General features: G+C 68.0%; 19 protein-coding genes. 9 read left to right on the top strand and 10 right to left on the bottom strand.

Annotated features, from left to right (window positions below):
- The first annotated feature begins 10 nt into the window (after positions 1–10).
- Complete coding sequence (locus AC5P6S_RS18770) at positions 11–472, top strand: DUF4304 domain-containing protein (RefSeq protein ID WP_012480065.1); 462 nt, start codon at positions 11–13, stop codon at positions 470–472.
- Between the two features lie 54 nt (positions 473–526).
- On the opposite strand, the gene AC5P6S_RS18765 is transcribed toward AC5P6S_RS18770, so the two are convergent.
- Genes AC5P6S_RS18765 through AC5P6S_RS18755 form a run of 3 tightly spaced genes read right to left on the bottom strand, consistent with a single transcriptional unit; the run spans position 527 to position 2,897 of the window.
- Positions 527–781 carry a DUF6587 family protein gene (locus AC5P6S_RS18765; protein WP_005409475.1) on the bottom strand — a complete coding sequence of 85 codons (255 nt, stop codon included), beginning with the start codon at positions 779–781 and terminating at the stop codon, positions 527–529.
- Entirely contained in the window at positions 781–2,646 is a 1,866-nt protein-coding gene (gene feoB, locus AC5P6S_RS18760) for a ferrous iron transporter B (RefSeq protein WP_235643773.1), read from the bottom strand. The genes AC5P6S_RS18765 and feoB overlap by 1 nt, the downstream gene beginning before the upstream one ends.
- Entirely contained in the window at positions 2,643–2,897 is a 255-nt protein-coding gene (locus tag AC5P6S_RS18755) for a FeoA family protein (RefSeq protein WP_005409473.1), read from the bottom strand. Before AC5P6S_RS18755 ends, feoB begins: the two co-directional genes overlap by 4 nt.
- A 119-nt stretch (positions 2,898–3,016) precedes the next feature.
- Here AC5P6S_RS18755 and AC5P6S_RS18750 point away from each other — a divergent pair, with 119 nt between their 5' ends.
- The 5 genes from AC5P6S_RS18750 (at position 3,017) to yeiP (ending at position 6,590) form a co-directional block, all read left to right on the top strand.
- On the top strand, positions 3,017–3,805 hold the full coding sequence (locus tag AC5P6S_RS18750) for an enoyl-CoA hydratase/isomerase family protein (RefSeq protein ID WP_235643774.1): 789 nt from the start codon (positions 3,017–3,019) through the stop codon (positions 3,803–3,805).
- A gap of 2 nt (positions 3,806–3,807) precedes the next feature.
- Positions 3,808–4,209, top strand: a complete 402-nt coding sequence (locus AC5P6S_RS18745) for a VOC family protein (protein WP_005409471.1) — start codon at positions 3,808–3,810, stop codon at positions 4,207–4,209.
- Positions 4,206–5,102 (top strand): hydroxymethylglutaryl-CoA lyase, encoded by an 897-nt coding sequence (locus AC5P6S_RS18740; protein WP_012480063.1) that lies wholly within the window; start codon positions 4,206–4,208, stop codon positions 5,100–5,102. Before AC5P6S_RS18745 ends, AC5P6S_RS18740 begins: the two co-directional genes overlap by 4 nt.
- Before the next feature lie 100 nt (positions 5,103–5,202).
- Positions 5,203–5,973 carry an SDR family oxidoreductase gene (locus tag AC5P6S_RS18735; RefSeq protein WP_005409469.1) on the top strand — a complete coding sequence of 257 codons (771 nt, stop codon included), beginning with the start codon at positions 5,203–5,205 and terminating at the stop codon, positions 5,971–5,973.
- A gap of 50 nt (positions 5,974–6,023) precedes the next feature.
- Positions 6,024–6,590 carry an elongation factor P-like protein YeiP gene (yeiP, locus tag AC5P6S_RS18730; RefSeq protein ID WP_005409468.1) on the top strand — a complete coding sequence of 189 codons (567 nt, stop codon included), beginning with the start codon at positions 6,024–6,026 and terminating at the stop codon, positions 6,588–6,590.
- A gap of 154 nt (positions 6,591–6,744) precedes the next feature.
- On the opposite strand, the gene AC5P6S_RS18725 is transcribed toward yeiP, so the two are convergent.
- From AC5P6S_RS18725 to AC5P6S_RS18710, 4 genes are all read right to left on the bottom strand, one after another.
- Complete coding sequence (locus AC5P6S_RS18725) at positions 6,745–7,437, bottom strand: COG3650 family protein (protein WP_005413200.1); 693 nt, start codon at positions 7,435–7,437, stop codon at positions 6,745–6,747.
- 83 nt (positions 7,438–7,520) lie between these two features.
- Positions 7,521–7,913, bottom strand: a complete 393-nt coding sequence (locus AC5P6S_RS18720; protein ID WP_005413199.1) for a nuclear transport factor 2 family protein — start codon at positions 7,911–7,913, stop codon at positions 7,521–7,523.
- Entirely contained in the window at positions 7,894–11,043 is a 3,150-nt protein-coding gene (locus tag AC5P6S_RS18715; protein ID WP_171956576.1) for a multidrug efflux RND transporter permease subunit, read from the bottom strand. The genes AC5P6S_RS18720 and AC5P6S_RS18715 overlap by 20 nt, the downstream gene beginning before the upstream one ends.
- A gap of 36 nt (positions 11,044–11,079) precedes the next feature.
- On the bottom strand, positions 11,080–12,225 hold the full coding sequence (locus AC5P6S_RS18710) for an efflux RND transporter periplasmic adaptor subunit (protein WP_099523812.1): 1,146 nt from the start codon (positions 12,223–12,225) through the stop codon (positions 11,080–11,082).
- A 129-nt stretch (positions 12,226–12,354) separates the two neighbouring features.
- Between AC5P6S_RS18710 and AC5P6S_RS18705 the strand changes: the two genes are divergently transcribed.
- On the top strand, positions 12,355–13,071 hold the full coding sequence (locus AC5P6S_RS18705; protein ID WP_005413196.1) for a response regulator: 717 nt from the start codon (positions 12,355–12,357) through the stop codon (positions 13,069–13,071).
- The gene (locus tag AC5P6S_RS18700) at positions 13,071–14,147 is read left to right on the top strand and encodes an ATP-binding protein (protein WP_109337572.1); all 1,077 of its coding nucleotides are present in this window, start codon (positions 13,071–13,073) and stop codon (positions 14,145–14,147) included. The genes AC5P6S_RS18705 and AC5P6S_RS18700 overlap by 1 nt, the downstream gene beginning before the upstream one ends.
- Here the strand turns inward: AC5P6S_RS18700 and AC5P6S_RS18695 are convergent.
- The 3 genes from AC5P6S_RS18695 to AC5P6S_RS18685 all read right to left on the bottom strand — a co-directional run bounded on the left by AC5P6S_RS18695 (position 14,125) and on the right by AC5P6S_RS18685 (position 17,706).
- Complete coding sequence (locus tag AC5P6S_RS18695; RefSeq protein ID WP_138969619.1) at positions 14,125–15,921, bottom strand: DUF7844 domain-containing protein; 1,797 nt, start codon at positions 15,919–15,921, stop codon at positions 14,125–14,127. The genes AC5P6S_RS18700 and AC5P6S_RS18695 overlap by 23 nt on opposite strands.
- Positions 15,922–15,955: 34 nt before the next feature.
- Complete coding sequence (locus AC5P6S_RS18690) at positions 15,956–16,255, bottom strand: DUF2388 domain-containing protein (protein ID WP_005409460.1); 300 nt, start codon at positions 16,253–16,255, stop codon at positions 15,956–15,958.
- Positions 16,256–16,317: 62 nt separating this feature from the next.
- Entirely contained in the window at positions 16,318–17,706 is a 1,389-nt protein-coding gene (locus tag AC5P6S_RS18685; protein ID WP_024958330.1) for an FAD-binding oxidoreductase, read from the bottom strand.
- A 169-nt stretch (positions 17,707–17,875) separates the two neighbouring features.
- Here AC5P6S_RS18685 and serA point away from each other — a divergent pair, with 169 nt between their 5' ends.
- Positions 17,876–19,117 (top strand): phosphoglycerate dehydrogenase, encoded by a 1,242-nt coding sequence (gene serA, locus AC5P6S_RS18680; protein WP_033833465.1) that lies wholly within the window; start codon positions 17,876–17,878, stop codon positions 19,115–19,117.
- Positions 19,118–19,136 lie beyond the last annotated feature (19 nt).

Raw genomic sequence — 19,136 nt, 5'->3', positions numbered from 1 at the left:
GGCAAAGCCCATGAAATCCTCGACTGTCTTCAGCAAGTGCGCCAGGAAGACCGGCTTTGCCGGGACCACGACTACCCGCTACCGCTTGCTGGATGACGCCCTGCTTGTCGTGAATCACCAGCGTGCCAGCGAAAGCCGGGGTTTCTATGTGAATGCTGGACTCTACTTTCCAGAGCTGCTCGAGCATCCCCTCGCACCTGACGATCTTGAAACGGCTTTCAGGTACCGCTCCAGCATTCCCACGCCCCACGTCGACTGGCGGATCGAAGAGACACCAGGCCTGCGCCGGGCCTTCATCCAGCAGGATCTTGAAGACCTGCTGCAGGCTGGTAACCGCGACGGACTGAAAGGCCTGCTGCTCGATGCCCTTGCCGACGTGGCCGGCTTCGCGGCAACCCATGGGAACCGGGAATCGGTGCGGCGATTGAATCGGGATGGACGCTTCCGGGCGATCATCCGCAGAGAGGTCTGAACCCCGGAAGCGTGCGAACCAAGGTTCGCACCCACCAGCGCAGGAGAAGCAGCGTCAGTGCCGCTTCGGCGGAGTCGGCCCGCAACTGTCGCAACCGCCACAGGCACCGCCACTTCCGCTCGCCGGTGGCGCGACCTTCCGCCCCAGCGCCTGCAGCCAGGCGGCGCGACCGGGCTTCAGCAGGGCCAGCGCCAACGCACCGCGCAGCTTGCGCACGGTACCGGGGAACTGCTTCTTCAGCACCACCCAGGCACTGACCAGCACGGCCACCGCGATGATCAGGTACTGGATCAGCAGCCCGGCATCCATCAGCCGCCTCCCAGCGCCCTGGTCACCTGGTAGGTGATCAGCGCGGCCACGTAGGCCGCCGCGAACAGGTAGAACGCAGCGAAGCCCATCTGTTTCCATGAGTTGGTCTCGCGCTTGATGGTGGCCAGCGTCGAGATGCACATCGGGGCGTAGATGTACCAGACCAGCAGCGACAGCGCGGTGGCCAGCGACCAGCCGTCGCTGATCAACGGCGTCAGTGCCTGGCTGGCCGCATCATCATCGGCCGCCGACAGCGCATACACGGTGGCCAGCGAAGACACCGCCACTTCCCGCGCGGCCAGGCCCGGGATCAGCGCGATGCAGATCTGCCAGTTGAAGCCCAGTGGCGCGAAGAACACCTCCATCGCATGCCCGATCTGGCCCGCGTAGCTGTAGTCGATGGCCGGCATGGTGGCGCCAGCCGGTGCCGCCGGGAACGACAGCAGCACCCACAACAGAATGGTCAGCGCCAGGATGATGCCACCCACGCGCTTGAGGAAGATCATGCCGCGCTCGTACAGGCCCACCGCCAGGTCACGCACGTGCGGCAGGCGGTACGACGGCAGTTCCAGCATCAGCGGGTGCTCGCTCTTGTCGCGGCGCCACTTCTTCATGATCCACGACATCGCCAGCGCACTGAGGATGCCCGCCGCGTACAGGCCGAACAGCACCAGGCCCTGCTGGTTGAACACGCCCCACACCGTCTTCTGCGGAATGAACGCACCGATCAGCAGCGCGTACACCGGCAGGCGTGCGGAACAGGTCATCAGCGGCGCCACCAGGATCGTGGCCAGGCGGTCACGCGGGTCCTGGATGCTGCGGGTGGACATGATGCCCGGCACTGCACAGGCGAAGCTGGACAACAGCGGGATGAACGAGCGGCCGGACAGGCCGGCGGCGGCCATCATGCGGTCGAGCAGGAACGCCGCACGCGGCAGGTAGCCGGATTCCTCCAGCACCAGGATGAAGAAGAACAGGATCAGGATCTGCGGCAGGAACACCACCACGCCACCGACACCGGCGATGATGCCGTCGGTCAGCAGGCTGGCCAGCGGGCCTTCCGGCAGCACGCTGCCGACGAAGGCGCCGAGCCAGGCGAAACCGGCCTCGATGGCGTCCATCAGCGGCGTCGCCCAGGCGTACACGGCCTGGAAGATCAGGAACATCACCACCGCCAGGCTGACCAGGCCGAACACCGGGTGCAGCAGCCAGCGGTCCAGCGCGTCGTCGATCTTCGCGGTCCGCGCCGGCATGCGCACGGCCACCGACAGGATCTCGCGCACCTTGGCGTGGTAATCGATGCCACCTTCCGGGCCCGGCACCGGTGCATCCAGGTGCGGGACCATCGCATCCAGGCGTTCGACCAGGGCCCTGGCGCCCTGCTTGCGCACCGCCACGGTCTCCACTACCGGCACGCCCAGCTCGCGCTCCAGCGCGGCCACGTCCACCTGGATGCCACGGCGCTGGGCCGCATCAACCATGTTCAGCGCCACCACCATCGGCTTGCCCAGCTCGCGCAGTTCCAGCGCGAAGCGCAGGTGCAGGCGCAGGTTGGTGGCGTCGATCACGCACAGCAGCACATCCGGCGCGGCTTCGCCCGGGTAGAAGCCCCGGCACAGGTCACGGGTGATCGCCTCGTCCAGGCTGGCCGGATGCAGGCTGTAGGCGCCCGGAAGGTCGAGTACCGCGAACTCGCGGCCGGACGGCGCACGCAGACGGCCTTCCTTGCGCTCGACGGTGACGCCGGTGTAGTTGGCAACCTTCTGCCGGCTGCCGGTCAGCTGGTTGAACAGTGCGGTCTTGCCGCTGTTGGGGTTACCGACCAGCGCAACGCGCAGGGGGGCGGTAGTGGCAGTAGCAGTCATGCGCGTCGTTCCTGGCTGGCGGCGTCGACCACGACCCGCTTGGCTTCACTGATCCGCAGCGCGAAACGGGTGAACCCGACCTGCACCAGCAGCGGCTCTCCCCCCACCGGACCCTTGGCCACCAGGCGCACTTCCTCGCCCTTCACGAAACCCAGCTCGCGCAAGCGACGGGCGATGGCATCGTTGGCATGCAGGTCCTGCACGGACTCGACCACGGCCGAGGTGTGCAGCGGCAGTTCGGACAGCGTCATCTAGCGCGTTCTCTGCTGGATGTAAATGGTTCTCGATTCTAACATTCCCGCGTCGCGTCATGGCCCATGACCAATGGCCCGCTATGATCCATACAGGTATGGAGTGACCCTGGAATCCCATGAACGATGCTTTGCAGATCGAGCGCAGCGGCGCCGTCCTCACTCTCTGGCTGAACCGGCCGGAGCTGCACAACGCCTTTGACGCCGGGCTGATCGCCCAGCTGACTGCCGCACTGGAGGCCGCCGGCCACGATGCTTCGGTGCGCGCGGTGGTGCTGGCCGGCCACGGCGCCTCCTTCTCGGCAGGTGCCGACATGCAGTGGATGCGCGGCATGGCGGCGGCCAGCGAAGCCGATAACCGCGAGGACTCGCTGGCCCTGGCCCGGCTGATGCGCACCCTGGACGAGCTGCCCAAACCGACCCTGGCCCGGGTCCATGGCGCGGCCTTCGGCGGCGGCGTCGGCCTGGTCGCCTGCTGCGACATCGCCATCGCCAGCACCTCGGCCCGCTTCGGCCTGACCGAAAGCCGCCTGGGCCTGCTGCCGGCGGTGATCTCGCCCTATGTGATCGAAGCCATCGGCCCGCGCCAGGCCCGCCGCTGGTTCGCCACCGGCGAGCATTTTGACGCCGACACCGCGCTGCGCATCGGCCTGGTCCACCAGCTGGTCGAGCCCGAACGCCTGGACGAGGCCGTGCAACGCCAGCTGGCCCTGCTCGACAAGGCCGGCCCGATCGCCTCGTCCACCGCCAAGCAACTGGTCCGCCAGGTCCGCGACAGCCATGACCGCGACACCCTGGATCGCGATAACGCCGCCCTGATCGCGCGCCTGCGGGTGTCGGCCGAGGGCCAGGAAGGCCTGGGCGCCTTCCTCGACAAGCGCGCCCCCCATTGGGTCACGGAAGCCTGAACATGCTCGATCATCTTGGTTTGACCAGCGCCGACCTGGCGCGCAGCAAGGCCTTCTTCCTGCAGGCACTGGCGCCACTGCAGATCGGCGTGGTGATGGAAGTGACCGCCGAACAGACCGGCGCGCACGACCACATCGGCTTCGGCAGCGACGGCAAGCCGTTCTTCTGGCTTGGCAATGGCGGCACCGCCAGCCATGGCGTGCATGTGGCCTTCGCCTGCGCCAGCCGCGACCAGGTGGACGCCTTCCATGCCGCCGCCCTCGCCGCCGGTGGCCGCGACAACGGCGCCCCGGGCCTGCGCCCGTGGTATCACCCGGACTACTACGGCGCCTTCGTGCTGGACCCGGATGGCAACAACATCGAGGCGGTCTGCCACCGCCCTGCCAATGGGGCAACCGCATGAGTGACTACGTCCGCATCGTCGAGGTCGGGCCGCGTGACGGCCTGCAGAACGAGAAGCAGTCGGTCTCCACCGGCGACAAGATCGAACTGATCAACCGCCTGTCGGCCACCGGCCTGCGCAGCATCGAGGCAACCAGCTTCGTCAGCCCGAAGTGGATCCCGCAGCTGGCCGATGCCGCCGAGGTCTATGCCGGCATCCAGCGCCGGCCCGGCATCCACTACCCGGTACTGGTGCCGAACGAACAGGGCTACGACCGCGCCCGTGCGGTGGGCGTCGAGGAAGTAGCGGTGTTCACCGCCGCGTCCGAGGCATTCAACCGCACCAATACCAATGCCGGCATCGATGAATCGCTGGCGCGCTTCGAGCCGATCCTGCGCCGTGCCGCCGCCGATGGCGTGCGCGTGCGCGGCTACGTCTCCACCGTGCTCGGCTGCCCCTACCAGGGCGAAGTGCCGCTGGCTGATGTGGTGCGCGTTGCACGCGCCCTGCACCAGATGGGCTGTTACGAAATTTCGCTGGGCGACACCATCGGCGTCGGCACCCCACGCAAGGCACGGGCGATGCTGCAGGCGGTCGCTGCCGAGATTCCGATGGAAGCACTGGCCGTGCACTTCCACGATACGTACGGCCAGGCCATCGCCAACATCGCCACCTGCCTGGAAGCAGGCGTGCGCGTGGTCGACAGTGCGGTGTCGGGTGCCGGTGGCTGCCCGTATGCCAAGGGCGCCAGCGGCAATGTGGCCAGCGAAGACGTGGTCTACCTGCTGCAGGGCCTCGGCCTGGACAGCGGCGTGGACCTGCCGGCACTGGCCGAGACCGGCCGCTGGCTGGCCGGCCTGCTCGGCCGCGCCACCGCCAGCCGCACCGGGCAGGCGCTGGCCGCCGCCGGTTGACCGCCGCACTGCGCCGCCCCGCAAAGGCGGCGCAGTGCACAACAGCGGCGGTCGCGGCTTCCGTTAGAATCGGCGGTTCTCGAACCTGCAGGACCGTTCAATGCAGCTGTCTTCCGTACGTGCCGTGATCACTGGCGGCGTCTCCGGCCTCGGCCTGGCCGTGGCCCAGCACCTCGTCGCCCAGGGCGGCAAGGTGGCCCTGTTCGACCTCAACGACGACAAGGGCGCTGCCGCCATTGCCGGGCTGGGTGCCGACAAGGCCCGCTATTTCAACGTCAACGTCAGCGATGAGGCGGCGGTGACCGCGGCCATCGACCAGGCCCACGATTTCCTCGGCGGCCTGAACGTGGCGATGAACTGCGCCGGCATCCTGGGCGCCGGCCGCGTGCTGGGCAAGGAAGGCCCGATGCCGCTGGCCGGCTTCCAGGGCACGGTGATGGTGAACCTGGTCGGCAGCTTCAACGTGGCCAAGGCCGCTGCCAACCGCATGCAGCACAACGAGGCCGGCACCGACGGCGAGCGCGGCGTGATCATCAACACCGCCAGCATCGCCGCCTATGAAGGCCAGATCGGCCAGGCCGCGTATGCCGCCAGCAAGGGCGGCGTGGTCTCGATGACGCTGCCGATGGCGCGCGAACTGTCGCGCTTCGGCATCCGCGTCAACACCATCGCCCCGGGCGTGTTCTGGACACCGATGGTCGACGGCATGCCTGAGGCCGTGCAGCAGTCGCTGGCCGCCTCGATTCCGTTCCCGTCGCGCCTGGGCAAGCCGGAAGACTTCGCCAGCCTGGTCGGCTTCATCCTCGGCAACACCTACCTCAACGGCGAGACCATCCGCCTGGACGGCGCTACCCGCCTCGCTCCGAAGTGATTCCCCCCCGGGCGCCGGGACGGCGCCCTCCCCCAACGACCTAGATCACCATGAAAGCCAACGACATCAAGAAGGGCAACGTCGTCGAGTACAACAACGGCGTGTACCAGATCCGCGACATCGAGCGCAGCTCGCCGCAGGGTCGCGGCGGCAACGTCCGCTTCCGCTTCATCATGTACAGCGTGCCGGGCGGCAACAAGCTCGACGCCAGCTTCGATGCCGACGACAACCTGGTCGAGGTCGAACTGCTGCGCCGCCAGTCCACCTATTCGTACAAGGACGGCGACGCCTTCGTCTTCCTCGATGACGAGGACTACACCCCCTACACCCTGGATGCGGACGTGATCGGCGACGACGCCGGCTACATCACCGACGGCCTGACCGGCATCTACGTGCAGGTCATCGACGAGCAGCCGGTGGCGATCCAGCTGCCGGCCTCGGTGGTGCTGGAAGTGATCGAGACGCCGCCGGAACTGAAGGGTGGCACCGCCACCAAGCGCCCGAAGCCGGCCAAGCTCAACACCGGCATCGAGATCATGGTGCCGGAGTACATCGTCAACGGCGAACGCGTGCTGGTGAACACCGCCACCGGCGAATTCGCGGGCCGTGCCGACTAATCGCCTCGCGCTGATCGGCTGCCTGTCCCTGCCTGCGGCGCATTCGCCGCAGGCAGGCCATCGGATGTAGCAGTCGTGTAGCACCGAGCCCACGCTCGGCTGCTGTGCGTTGGACAGGGACTGCAGCCGAGCGTGGCTCGGCTCTACAGGTAGCTTACGGCTGCTTCGCGCCGAAATTGCCGCAGCCGTGGTACTGGCGGGTGCCGATGGTCAGGTTCACCTTGGCATCGAACGCCTCGCCACTCATGTCGTCCTGGCAGGTCGTGCGCTGGAAGCTGAGCTTGACGTCGGTGCCATCGGACGCCTTGCCACTCCAGCCGTCAGCACCTGCGGTGGGCTGGGCGACATCGAAACGACGCTCACCGTAATCCACTTCCACCTGCAGGCCCGGCGTGTCGCCGTCGACAACCGCCAGCCAGCCCGGCTCATTGCCGGTGGCACGGAACGCGGCATTGCCGGCGCTGCCATCGCCTTCAGTGGCTTCGACCGCATGGCACTCGCGATCGGCTTCGCCCTTCAGGCTCAACAGGCCGTCATCGCTGCCCTTGGTCCAGAAGCTGTTGCCCTTGCCATCGCCGTACTTGGCACCCGACGCCGCACGCTCGGAGCTCATGGCGAAGGTGCGTTCGCCGATCACCACCGTGGCCGCATCCTCGCCATTGAAGGTCGCGCGCACGCTCAGATCACCACACTGGTACGTGGTCTCGCTGCCACCTTCGGTGCTGGCGCTCGGCTGCGGCGCGGCAGGCGGGGCGTCATTGCCGCCTGCGGCGGGCGGCTGGGCCGGCTGGCACGCGGCCAGCACCAACCCGAGGGAGGCTGCCAACAGACTGGGAACTACACGCATGGCTCGACTCCTTGTCGACACTACAGAGAGGCTCGACCCTACCACCTGTCGGTGAGCGGGGCCTGAAAGCGGCCTGACCGCACTCATGCGGCCAGTACCGCCATCGACAACAGCTGCGCGCCGCTTTCGCCGGAACTGCAGGTCCACACCCGCAGCAGGCGCAGTTTCAGCTCGCGCTCCTGGCCCTGCCCGCGCACCGACAAGCGCACGTCGCTGGACAACAATGCCAGGCGTCCGCACAGCAGCGTTTCCACCGCGTACGACTGCAGGCTGCGCACGTGCAGGTTTCCGGCCAGCCAGTCGCCCAGCCACGGCAGGTCGAGCAAGCGTCCGCCCTGCCCGTCCATCATGAACAATGCCGGCGATACCAGCGCGGTCAGCGCATCGTGGTCGTCATCCAGCAATGCCTGCCGCAGGCGCTGTTCCAGCGCTGCCAACTGCCGCTCATGCAGGTCTTCAACGATGTCCCGTTCCATCCACGGATCCTTCCGGCATCGGCCGGCACCTGCGCAGGCGTTGCGCGATCCACTGCCGCGCGCCCTGCACCACTACATAGAAGACCGGCACGAAGAACACCGCCAGCACCGTCGCACTGACCATGCCGCCGAACACACCGGTTCCAATCGCCTGCTGGGTTTCCTTCGACGCGCCCTGCGCCAGCATCAGCGGCACGACGCCCAGCGCGAATGCCAACGAGGTCATCACGATCGGCCGCAGGCGCAGCCGCGCCGCCTCCAGCGCCGCTTCAACCAGGCCGCGACCCTGCTGCTGCAGCTGGCGCGCGAACTCGACGATGAGGATCGCGTTCTTCGCCGACAGCCCGATCACGGTGATCATGCCGACCTTGAAGAACACGTCGTTGGGCATGCCGCGCAACAGCACCGCAGCAACCGCACCGAGCAGGCCCAGCGGCACCACCAGCATCACCGCCAGCGGGATCGACCAGCTCTCGTACAGTGCCGCCAGCACCAGGAACACCACCAGCATCGACAACAGCAGCAACCACGGCGCCTGCGCACCGGACTCCCGCTCCTGCAGCGACTGGCTGGTCCACTGCAGGGCAAAACCGGACGGCAGCTTCTCCGCCAACCGCTCCATCTCCGCCATGGCCTGGCCGGTCGACACGCCGGAGGCCGGTGCACCGGACAGGTTCAGCGCCGGGAAGCCGAGATAGCGCTGCAGCTGCAGCGGCGCCTCGGTCCAGTGCGGCGTCACCAGCTCCGACAACGCCACCATGCCGCCTTCGCTGTTGCGCACGTACAGCTTCAGCACGTCCTCCAGCTCCATCCGATGGGGTGCATCGGCCTGCAGGATCACCTGCTGCAGCCGCCCCTTGTTGGGGAAGTCGTTGACGTACTGCGAGCCCATCGCCGCCGACAGCGTGCTGCTGATCTGCTCGAACCCCACGCCCATCGCCTCGGCCTTGGCGCGGTCGATGTCCAGCCGCACGCTGGTACCTGCCGGCAGGCCATCGGCATGCACCTCCGACAGCAGCGGGCTGGCCTCGGCCAGCTTCAGCAGCTGCTGCAGGGCCGCACGCAGTTCGGCCTGGCTCTGCCCGGTACGCGCCTGCAGGGCCAGCGAGAAGCCGGACGAACGGCCCAGGCTGTCGATCGCCGGCGGCATTACGCTCATCACCTCGCCCTCGGCAATCGTCGCCATCGCCTTCTGCGCGGCCTCCACTTCGCCGGCCGCGGTGGCCCCTGCACGCTCGCCCCAGTCCTTCAGCATCGTGTAGGTCAGCGCCGCGCTCGGGCCGGAACCGGAGAAGCTGTAGCCGAGGATCGACTGGTTGGAGCCGATGCCCGGGCGTGACGCCACGTGCCGTTCGTAGGCTTCGACCACGGCCAGCGTGCGTTCGGCGGTGGCTTCGGCCGGCAGCTGGATCGAGGTCATGAAGTAGCCCTGGTCCTCTTCCGGCAGGAAGGCGCCCGGCAGCCAGTGCAGGCCCAGCAGCAGCGCCGCCACCAGCGCGGCGAACACGCCCATCACCCGCCCGCTCCGCTGCAGCACCGACGCCACGCCACGCTGGTAGCGCCCGGTCATCTTCTCGAAGCCACGATTGAAGGCGCCGAACAGACCGCCCCGACCATGGTGGCCATGGGTGTTCGGGCGCAGCAGGGTCGCGCACAGCGCCGGCGTCAGGCTCAATGCCAGCAGCGCCGAGAACAGGATCGACACCGCCATCGCCACGGTGAACTGGCGGTAGATCGCGCCCACCGAGCCGCTGGCCAGCGCCATCGGAATGAACACCGCAGTCAGCACCAGGGTGATGCCGATCACCGCACCGGTCAGTTCGCGCATCGCCTTGATGGTGGCCTCGCGCGGCGGCAGGCCTTCCTCGGCCATGATCCGTTCCACGCCCTCGACCACCACGATGGCGTCGTCGACGATGATGCCGATTGCCAGCACCATGCCGAACATGGTCAGCACATTGATCGAGAAGCCTAGCGCCAGCATCACCGCGAAGGTGCCCAGCAACGCGATCGGTGCGACCAGTGCCGGAATCAGCGTGTAGCGCCAGTTCTGCAGAAACAGGTACATCACTGCGAACACCAGCAGCATCGCCTCCAGCAGCGTCTGCACCACCTTCTGGATCGAGATCTTGACGAACGGTGCGGTGTCGAACGGAATGCTCGATTCCACGCCGCGCGGCAGCAGCGGCGCCAGCTCGGCCATGCGCTCGCGCACCGCCGACGCGGTGCGAACCGCGTTCGCGCCAGGACGCAGCTGCACGCCGGCGGCGGTGGCCGGATGGCCATCCTCGCGGGTGCCCCAGGCATAGCTCTGCGCGCCCAGCTCGACGCGGGCGACATCGCCCAGCACCACCCGCGAGCCGTCGGCCCCGGCGCGCAGCACGATGGCAGCGAACTGCTCCGGCGTGGACAGCTGGCCATCGGCACTCAGCGGCACGGTGATGCGCTGGCCCGGAACACCCGGAGAATCGCCGATGCGCCCCGGCGAGATCTCCAGGTTCTGCTGCTCGATGGCAGCGGCCACGTCACCCATGGTCAGCCCATAGCCGGTCAGCCGGGTCGGGTCCAGCCACACGCGCATCGCCTGCTCGGCACCGAACAGCTGCACGCGGCCGACGCCATCGATGCGGCGCAGCTCCTCGATGATGTTGCGCGCCATGAAGTCGCCCAGTGCGGCCTCGCTGACGCTGGCATCCGGCGAACGCAGGCCGACCAGCATCAGGAAGCCGGAATCGGCGGCCTCCACGAACAGGCCGTTCTGGCGCACGCTGCGCGGCAGGCGCGGCTCGATCGCCTTGATCCGGTTCTGCACGTCCACCTGCGCCAGCTCCGGGTTGGTGCCCGGCTTGAAGGTGGCGGTGATCGAGGCTTCGCCGGACGTGTCCACCGACGACTCGAAGTATAGCAGGTGCTTGACGCTGGACAGCTCGCGCTCGATCAGGCCGACCACCGCGTCATTCAGCGTCTGCGGGCTCGCACCCGGGTAACTGGCATAGATGCTGACGCTGGGCGGGGCAACCGCCGGATAGCGCTCCACCGCCAGCCGCGGGATCGCCAGCACACCGGCCAGGATGATGAAGATCGCCAGCACCCAGGCGAACACCGGGCGATCGATGAAGAAACGTGCCATGTTGGATTTTCCTGGAGGGACCGGCCCGGTAGAGGCTCAGCCCTTGCTGCCGGCCTGCACCGCGCCGGCGCTGGCGACCGGCATCTGCCAATCGCGCGCATCGACCACCACGCCTTCCTGCAGGCGTTCCTGGCCTTCGACCACCACCTTTTCGCCCGCCTTCAGGCCGGTGCGCACCAGCCATTGGCGATCGACACTACCGTCCACTTCCAGCGTGCGGATCACCGCCTTGCCATCGCCACCGATCACCCAGGCATAGGCCTGGCCACCGGCACTGCGCAGCACGGCCTGCTGCGGCACGGTCAGTGCGCTGGCCGGCGCACCCCGCGGCACCTTCGCGCGCACGTACATGCCGGGCAGCAGCTGGCGCTGCGGGTTGTCGACCAGGATACGCAGGATCACATCACCGGTGCGCGCATCGACATTGATACCGGAGAACAGCATCTGGCCACGTTCGGGCAGCGGCTTGCCGGCCGCACCGATGATCGTCACCGGCAGCTCGCCGCCACCGGCACTGCGTTGCAGCGACTCGAGCTGCGCCGCTGGCTGGCGCACATCGACGTAGACCTGGTCGATCTGCTGCACCACCGCCATCGGCTCGGCATCGGCCACGCCGACCAGTGCACCTTCGGTCACCAGCGCCTGGTCGATGCGACCGGCAATCGGTGCACTGACCGTGGCATAGCGCAGGTCGAGCTGGCGGCGGGCCAGGATCGCGCGCGCCTCGTTCACCGCGGCACGGGCCTGTTCGTACTCGGCACTGGCATCGTCGCGGTGCTGCTGGCTGACCGCCTGCGCGGCCGCCAGCGCATGCAGGCGCTGCGACTGCACGCGGCTGCGGCCCAAGGCGGCCTCACTGCGCTGCAGCGCGGCCAGTGCCGAGTCGACATCGGCACGGAACGCCGCCGGATCGATCTGGAACAGGGCCTGGCCGGCGCGCACTTCCGCACCCTGCTCAAACAGCCGGCGCTGCACGATGCCGCCCACCTGGGCACGGATCTGTGCGGTGCGTACGGCGGCCACGCGGCCGGGCAGTTCGTCATCGCGCTGTACGACCTGCGGGCCGACCGTGACCACGCTGACGCGCGGTGTCGCTTCGGGCGTGGCTTCGGGGGCGGAGCAGGCCGTCATGGCCAGGGCGAGGGCCGCGATCAACGCGACCGGAGTCCTGAAGGTTCTCATTGCTGTGCACAATGCCGCGCGGGCGGCTGATAGGTTCTGAAGCGTGCAGTCTGCGGGGCGATGATGGGGTTTCGATGGAGGAACTGTGGAGATACGATGGAGGCAAGCACCTTAAGGCCCCGCCCCTGCATGCATGCCTCCCCTGCCCTCGCCGCCCTCGTCCTGATCGTCGAGGATGAGGCCGAGATCGCCGATATTCTTACCGCCTACCTGGAACGCGAAGGACTACGCACCCTGCGTGCCGCCGATGGCCACAGTGCACTGGACCTGCACCGCAGCGCCCGCCCCGACCTGGTCCTGCTCGACGTACAACTGCCGCGGCTGGATGGCTGGAGCGTACTGACCCAGCTGCGCCAGCGCGGCGAAACGCCGGTGATCATGCTGACCGCGCTGGACCAGGACCTGGACAAGCTGACTGCGCTGCGCATGGGCGCCGACGACTACGTGGTCAAGCCGTTCAATCCAGCCGAAGTGGCAGCGCGCGTGCGCGCCGTGCTGCGGCGTACGCTGCGTGGCTCGCGCGTGGACGCACCGACCGCACTGCGCGCGGGCCCGTTGCTGATCGACTCGGCCACCCATGCCGTGCATGTGGAAGGCGACGGCTACAGCCACGAAGTGCTGCTCACCCTCACCGAGTTCAAGCTGCTGCACTGCATGGCGCTGGCGCCGACCCGCATCTTCAGCCGCAGCGAACTGATGCACGAATGCCTGCCGGAAAGCGAGGCGCTGGAGCGCACGGTCGACAGCCATGTCAGCAAGCTGCGCCGCAAGCTGGATGAAGTGGGCATGGTCAATGTTCCGGCCAGCGTGCGCGGTGTCGGCTACCGGTTGATGGCCGACCGCTGATGGCCCGCCTGCGCCGCTCCGGGCTCAGTCGCCACATCATCGTCTCGATGTCGCTGATGGTGATCGGCGTCATCGTGATGATGATCCTGTCATCGTGGCTGCTGTACGCGGTGCTGGTCGAGTTCTTCCCCGGCAGTGCCGAAGAGCCGGAAAGCTGGCTGCCGACCGGGCCGGAGCTGGCATGGATGGTCGGGGTGATCCTGACCGGCCTGGCACTGGCCATCGCCGCCTCGTTCCGCCTTGCCCACCGCATCCTGTCGCCGTTGAATTCGCTGGTCGACAGCGTGCGCGCGCTTGCCGGCGGCGACCTCGGTGCGCGCGCCAGCGCCCAGGAAAACTCGCCCGGCGAAGTGGCCACCCTGGTCGAGGATTTCAATGCGATGGCGCGCCGCCTGCAGCACATGGAGAGCGAGCGCGCGATGTGGCATGCGGCCATTGCCCATGAACTAAGGACTCCGGTGACGATCCTGCGTGGTCGCCTGCAGGGGCTGGCCGAGGGCGTGTTCCAGCCAGACGAATCCCAGTTCCGCAGCCTGCTGGCACAGGTCGAAGGCCTCTCACGCCTGATCGAGGATCTGCGCGTGTTGAGCCTGTCCGACAACGCGCGGTTGGACGTACGCCGCGCGCGCACCGACGTGGTGGCCGAAGTGCATTCGGTGATGACCCTGGTCGACCCGCAGTTCCGCGCCGCCGGCTTCGTGCTGGAGCTGGAAACCAGCCGCGAGGAATACAACGCGCACTGTGACCCGACACGCTTGCGCCAGGCCCTGCTGGCACTGCTGGAGAATGCGCGTCGCTACGCCAGCCCGGGCAAGGTGCGGATTGCCGTGCACGACACGCCCGGACACGTGCAGGTGGCGATCGAGGACGAAGGCCCGGGCATCGACCCGGAACTTCACACCGACATCTTCACTCCGTTCATGCGCGCCGACGGCTCGCGCTCGCGCCAGGGCGGCGGCAGCGGGCTGGGCCTGGCGGTGGTCAAGGCCATCGCCGATGCACATGGCGGGCGCGTCTACTGCACGCCCGGCAGCGCCGGCGGCAGCCGCTTCGTCATCGAGCTTCCGCGCCAGTAGCCGGCAGCCTGGCCTGTTCGCGCAGGTGCGCGCCGAGTGTGGTCAGATTGGCGTCGATCGCATCCATTTCGTCGCGCTGCGGCGCCGGCAGCGTCTGGCGCAGCTGTACGCGCAGCGCCTGCCACGCCGGCACCGCCTGCGCACTGGCGGTGGCCACGACCTCGGACAACAGCGCCTGCTCATCGGCAAGCGGCAACCCGTAGCCATCGTCGACCAGCAGCGTACCCGGGCGCAGCCATTGCCCACCCTGCTCCAGCAGCTGGCGCAGGCCGCGCGTCTCGGCACTGTCCGGTGCCGCCAGCAGGCGCCGTTTCAGCACATCGCGCGCGCGCAGTTCGGCGCGGCGTTGCGCAGCCTGTTCCAGCAGCAGCAGCCCGGCGCTGGCACGCAGGTCACCCTGCAGCAGCCAGGGCGCACGCTGCTGTGCGGGCAGCTTCAGCCAGGCGCGCACATCGCGCACCGGCAGATCCAGCTGCGAAGCCGCCACATCGAACAACTGCTGGTAATGGTCGCGTGCCGAGGCGAAGTAGTAGCCCTGCGCCTGCGCGGAATCCCGATCAGCCAGCACCTGCTCATCCAGTACCTGCAATCGCGCCAGCCGACGCTTCAACCCGCGCGGACTCAGCTGGGCCAGCCCGGCCTCCCCCAGGCGCGGCACGCCCGCCTGCAGCAGCCTTGCGGTTTCCACCGCGCAGTTGTTGCTGACGAAGTAATAGCGCCCGTCGTAGCTCCAGTGCACCTGTGCAGTGCGCTCGAGCAGGCCGGCGATCTCGCCGGGCGACAACTGCAACGGCAGCGACTGCAACCCACGCAGTTCCACCTTGGTGTACTCGTCCACCACCTGCTGCAGCGGCAGCACGAACAGCCGCGAGGGATAGCCGCCGGTCAGGCCACGCCAGTTGGAAATCTGCACATCACCCACGAATGCGCGGAACGACAGCACGCGGTGGTGCTCCAGGTCCAGGCGGCAGTCCGGCCCCGGCGCACGGCCCGGCCGGCAGATCACCAGCCGCAGCATGCTGTGCCCCAAGCGGCTCATCGGCTGCGCACTGCCTTCGGCGAACAGGTAGTCCACGGCGTAGACGCGCGAAGGATCGAGCTGCAGCAGCGATGCCGCACCCTCTTCCGATTCGGCCTGCAGCAATGGCAACGTGGCCGCGCAGTGCGACTGCGGCAGCGATGGCGGGGTTCCGAAATGGGCCTGGTACCACTGCGCCAGCGCCGGGCGCCGGCAGGCAAACTCGCTGTCGAGCACGAAATGCTCGGCGTTCACTGCCAGGTACTCGGCCGGATCCTTCAGTTCATAGGCATCCGGACTACGGTCACGGAAGTCGTTGCCACCACGGCCGAGATGCCAGGGCTTGCGCTGCCATCCGGCCAGGTCGCGCCAGCGCGCACTGCGCGACCAGTTCGCGCCGCTACGGTCTGCAACATGGGTCAGTTCATGCACCAGCGCGCTGCGTCGTGCACGGCGTGCGCCGGGCACGGCATCATCCAGCAGCTCGCGACGCAGGTCGATGCGGCCGGCGAAAGCGCGACCGTGCACATCGGCCGGCAGGTGGTCGCTCCAGCGCACCTGCACGTGTGCTGGCAGTGAGCGCAGCAGGCCATCTGGCAGCAGGGACTGCACGTCGGCCAGGGTCTGCATCGCCACCTGCTGCTGTGCAGGGCTCAGCCCTTCCGGATCCAGGCGCAGGTCGCTGCTGGCATGTGCGGCCGGAACGGCCAGCAGTAGAGCCAGGCCATGCCTGGCTGCGTTCCGTGCAGATGTCATGGCGTTGCCAGCCAGCGGCCGGCACTACCCGGGATCAACGCGCCAGCAGCGCGCGGGCCAGTTCCAGGTCGCTCTGCTGCTGCGCGGCAGCGCTCTGCTCACGCAGGTGGACCAGCGCGGCCTGCAGGCGGGCGCCACGGATCTGGCCGTCGCTGGCGATGAACGCGGCGGCATCGTCGCGTGCGGCCTGCACCACCTTGTCGTCGCCCGAGCTGCTGGCCGAAGAGCCCGACGATGCACCGGTGGCGGAACCGGCCGAGGTGCCGGCGAAGCTGGAAGCGAAGCCGGCCAGCGGCAGGGACAGCAGGGCGAGCAGCAGAAGCGGACGGGTCATCGGTTCGAAGCCGGTTGTGAGGATGCGTGGAGCGTAACGGGTGCGTGAAGGATTTGCCCGGCTCAAACGTCGAACAGCTTGCCGGGATTCAGCCGCGCTTGGGGATCGAACGCACGTTTGACCGCCTTCATCAGGGCGATCTCGGCCGGGCCGCGGGTGCTGTCCAGGTAGCCCTTCTTGACCAGGCCGATGCCGTGTTCAGCCGAGATGCTGCCATCGAACCGGGCCAGCACCTGCGCCAGCAGCTTGGTCACATGCTCGCACTGCGCCACGAAATCGGCGTCGCTGGTGTCATCGGGCTTGAGCACGTTGATGTGCAGGTTGCCGTCACCGATATGACCGAACCACACCACATCGAAGTGCGGGTAGGCCTGCCCGATCAATGCCTGGGTCTCGGCCAGGAACGCCGGCATCGCCGAGATCCGCACCGAGACGTCGTTCTTGTAGGGCTTGTAGCGCGCCAGCGATTCGGTGATGCCTTCGCGCAGGCGCCACAACTGGGCGGCCTGGGCATCGCTGGCACTGATCACGCCGTCGCTGACCCAGCCGTTGCCCATGCAGTCCTCGAAGGCCGCCATCGCCGCCGCTTCCTGCGCTTCGTCGTTGGCGGCGAACTCGGTGACCACGTAATACGGGTGCACCTCGTCGAACGGTGCCTGCGCACCATGCGCCAGCACGTGCTCCAGCGCGCGATCAGTGAAGAATTCGAAGGCCTGCAGCTGCAGCCGCGCGCGGAACGCGGCGAATACCTGCATCAGCACTTCGAAGCTGGGCAGCGCCAGCAGCATCACGTTGCTGGCCGGCGGCGGATCGGTCAGCTTCACCGTCGCTTCGACGATCACGCCCAGCGTGCCTTCCGAACCGATCAGCAGCTGGCGGAAGTCATAGCCGCTGGAGTTCTTGATCAGGCCCTTGTTGAGCTCCAGCAACTCGCCACTGGCGGTGACCACCTTCAGTCCGGCGATCCACTCGCGGGTATTGCCGTAGCGGATCACACGGATGCCGCCGGCATTGGTGGCGATGTTGCCGCCGATCGTGCACGACCCGCGCGCGGCGAAATCCACCGGGTAGATCAGGCCGTGGTCCAGCGCGGCGTTGTGCACGGCTTCCAGCGGCATGCCGGCCTGCACCACCAGGGTGCGATCGACCGCGTCGTAGGCCAGCGCCTTGTTCATACGTTCCAGGCTGAGCACCAGCTCGCCGTTGGCGGCCACCGCGCCCCCGGAAAGGCCTGTGCGGCCACCGGACGGCACCACGGCCACGCCCTCACCTGCGCTCCAGCGCATTACCGCCTGCACTTCCTCGACCGTGGCCGGCAGTGCGATCGCCAGCGGCGCCGGCGTCCAGCGCCGGGTCCAGTCGCGTCCGTAATGCTCCAGGTCGGCCGGGTCGGTCTTCAGCTTCAGGCCGGGACAGGCCTGCTGCAGCGAGGCAATGCGGGAATCGGTCATGACGGTCCAGCGCGGGGCGTGAAGAACGGGCAAGCGTGCCAGCGGCACGCGCCAGCGTCCAGCCCTGCCGCGCTGCAGATAGCTACGGATGCAACCAATTGCGCACTGCACCATGGGCGCTTCGATCTGGCATAGTGGTCAGCCCCTGTCCCACTGGCCGTGTCGCCCCATGTCGCCGAAGAAGACCTCGTTCCCCAAGCAGGATATCCGCGTGCTGTTGCTGGAGGGGGTCAGCCAGACCGCCGTGGAGGTGTTCAGCGCCGCCGGCTACAGCCAGATCGAGGCGCACACCAAGGCGCTGCCCGAGGACGAACTGAAGGCGCGCATCGCCGAGGCGCACATCGTCGGCATCCGCTCGCGCACCCAGCTCAGCGCCGAGGTGCTGGCCGAGGCCAAGCGCCTGATCGCGGTGGGCTGCTTCTGCATCGGCACCAACCAGGTCGACCTGGACGCGGCCGAGCTGGCCGGCATCCCGGTGTTCAACGCGCCCTATTCGAACACCCGCAGCGTGGCCGAGCTGGTGATTGCCGAGGCCATCATGCTGACCCGTGGCATTCCGCAGAAGAATGCCGAGTGCCATCGCGGCGGCTGGTCGAAGTCGGCCAGCGGCAGCCATGAGGTGCGTGGCAAGACCCTGGGCATCATCGGCTATGGCCACATCGGCACCCAGGTCGGCGTGCTGGCCGAATCGCTGGGCATGCAGGTGATCTTCCACGACGTGGAAACCAAGCTGGCGCTGGGCAATGCGCGTGCTGCGGCCAGCCTGGACGACCTGCTGGCCCGCGCCGACATCGTCACCCTGCATGTGCCGGAGACCCCGGCCACGCAGTGGATGATCGGCAGCACCGAGCTGGCGAAGATGCGCAAGGGCGCGCACCTGATCAACGCCGCGCGCGGCACCGTGGTCGACATCGATGCGCTGGACGCGGCGCTGGCCAGCGGCCACGTCGGTGGCGCCGCGCTGGACGTGTTCCCGGTCGAGCCGAAGGGCAATGGCGATATCTTCGAATCGCCGCTGACCCGCCACGACAATGTGATCCTGACCCCGCACGTGGGCGGCAGCACGCTGGAGGCGCAGGACAACATCGGCGTGGAGGTGGCGGCCAAGCTGGTGCGCTACAGCGACAACGGCAGCACCCTGTCGGCGGTCAACTTCCCGGAAGTGACCCTGCCCGAACACGAAGACAGCCTGCGCCTGCTGCACATCCACCAGAACGTGCCGGGCGTGCTGTCCAAGGTCAACGAGATCTTCTCGCGCCACAACGTCAACATCGACGGCCAGTTCCTGCGCACCGACCCGAAGGTGGGCTACGTGGTGATCGACATCACCGCCAGCGAGGAACAGGCCGCCGCCGTGCGCGACGAGCTGGCCGCGATTCCGGGCACGCTGCGGACACGCATCCTGTATTGAAAAAAGGGGACGGAGGGGA

It is taken from the genome of Stenotrophomonas sp. YJH_SMC_119 (assembly GCF_059368315.1).
Note: the sequence above shows the minus strand (reverse complement) of the source record. Positions and strands in the feature narration are given on the sequence as shown.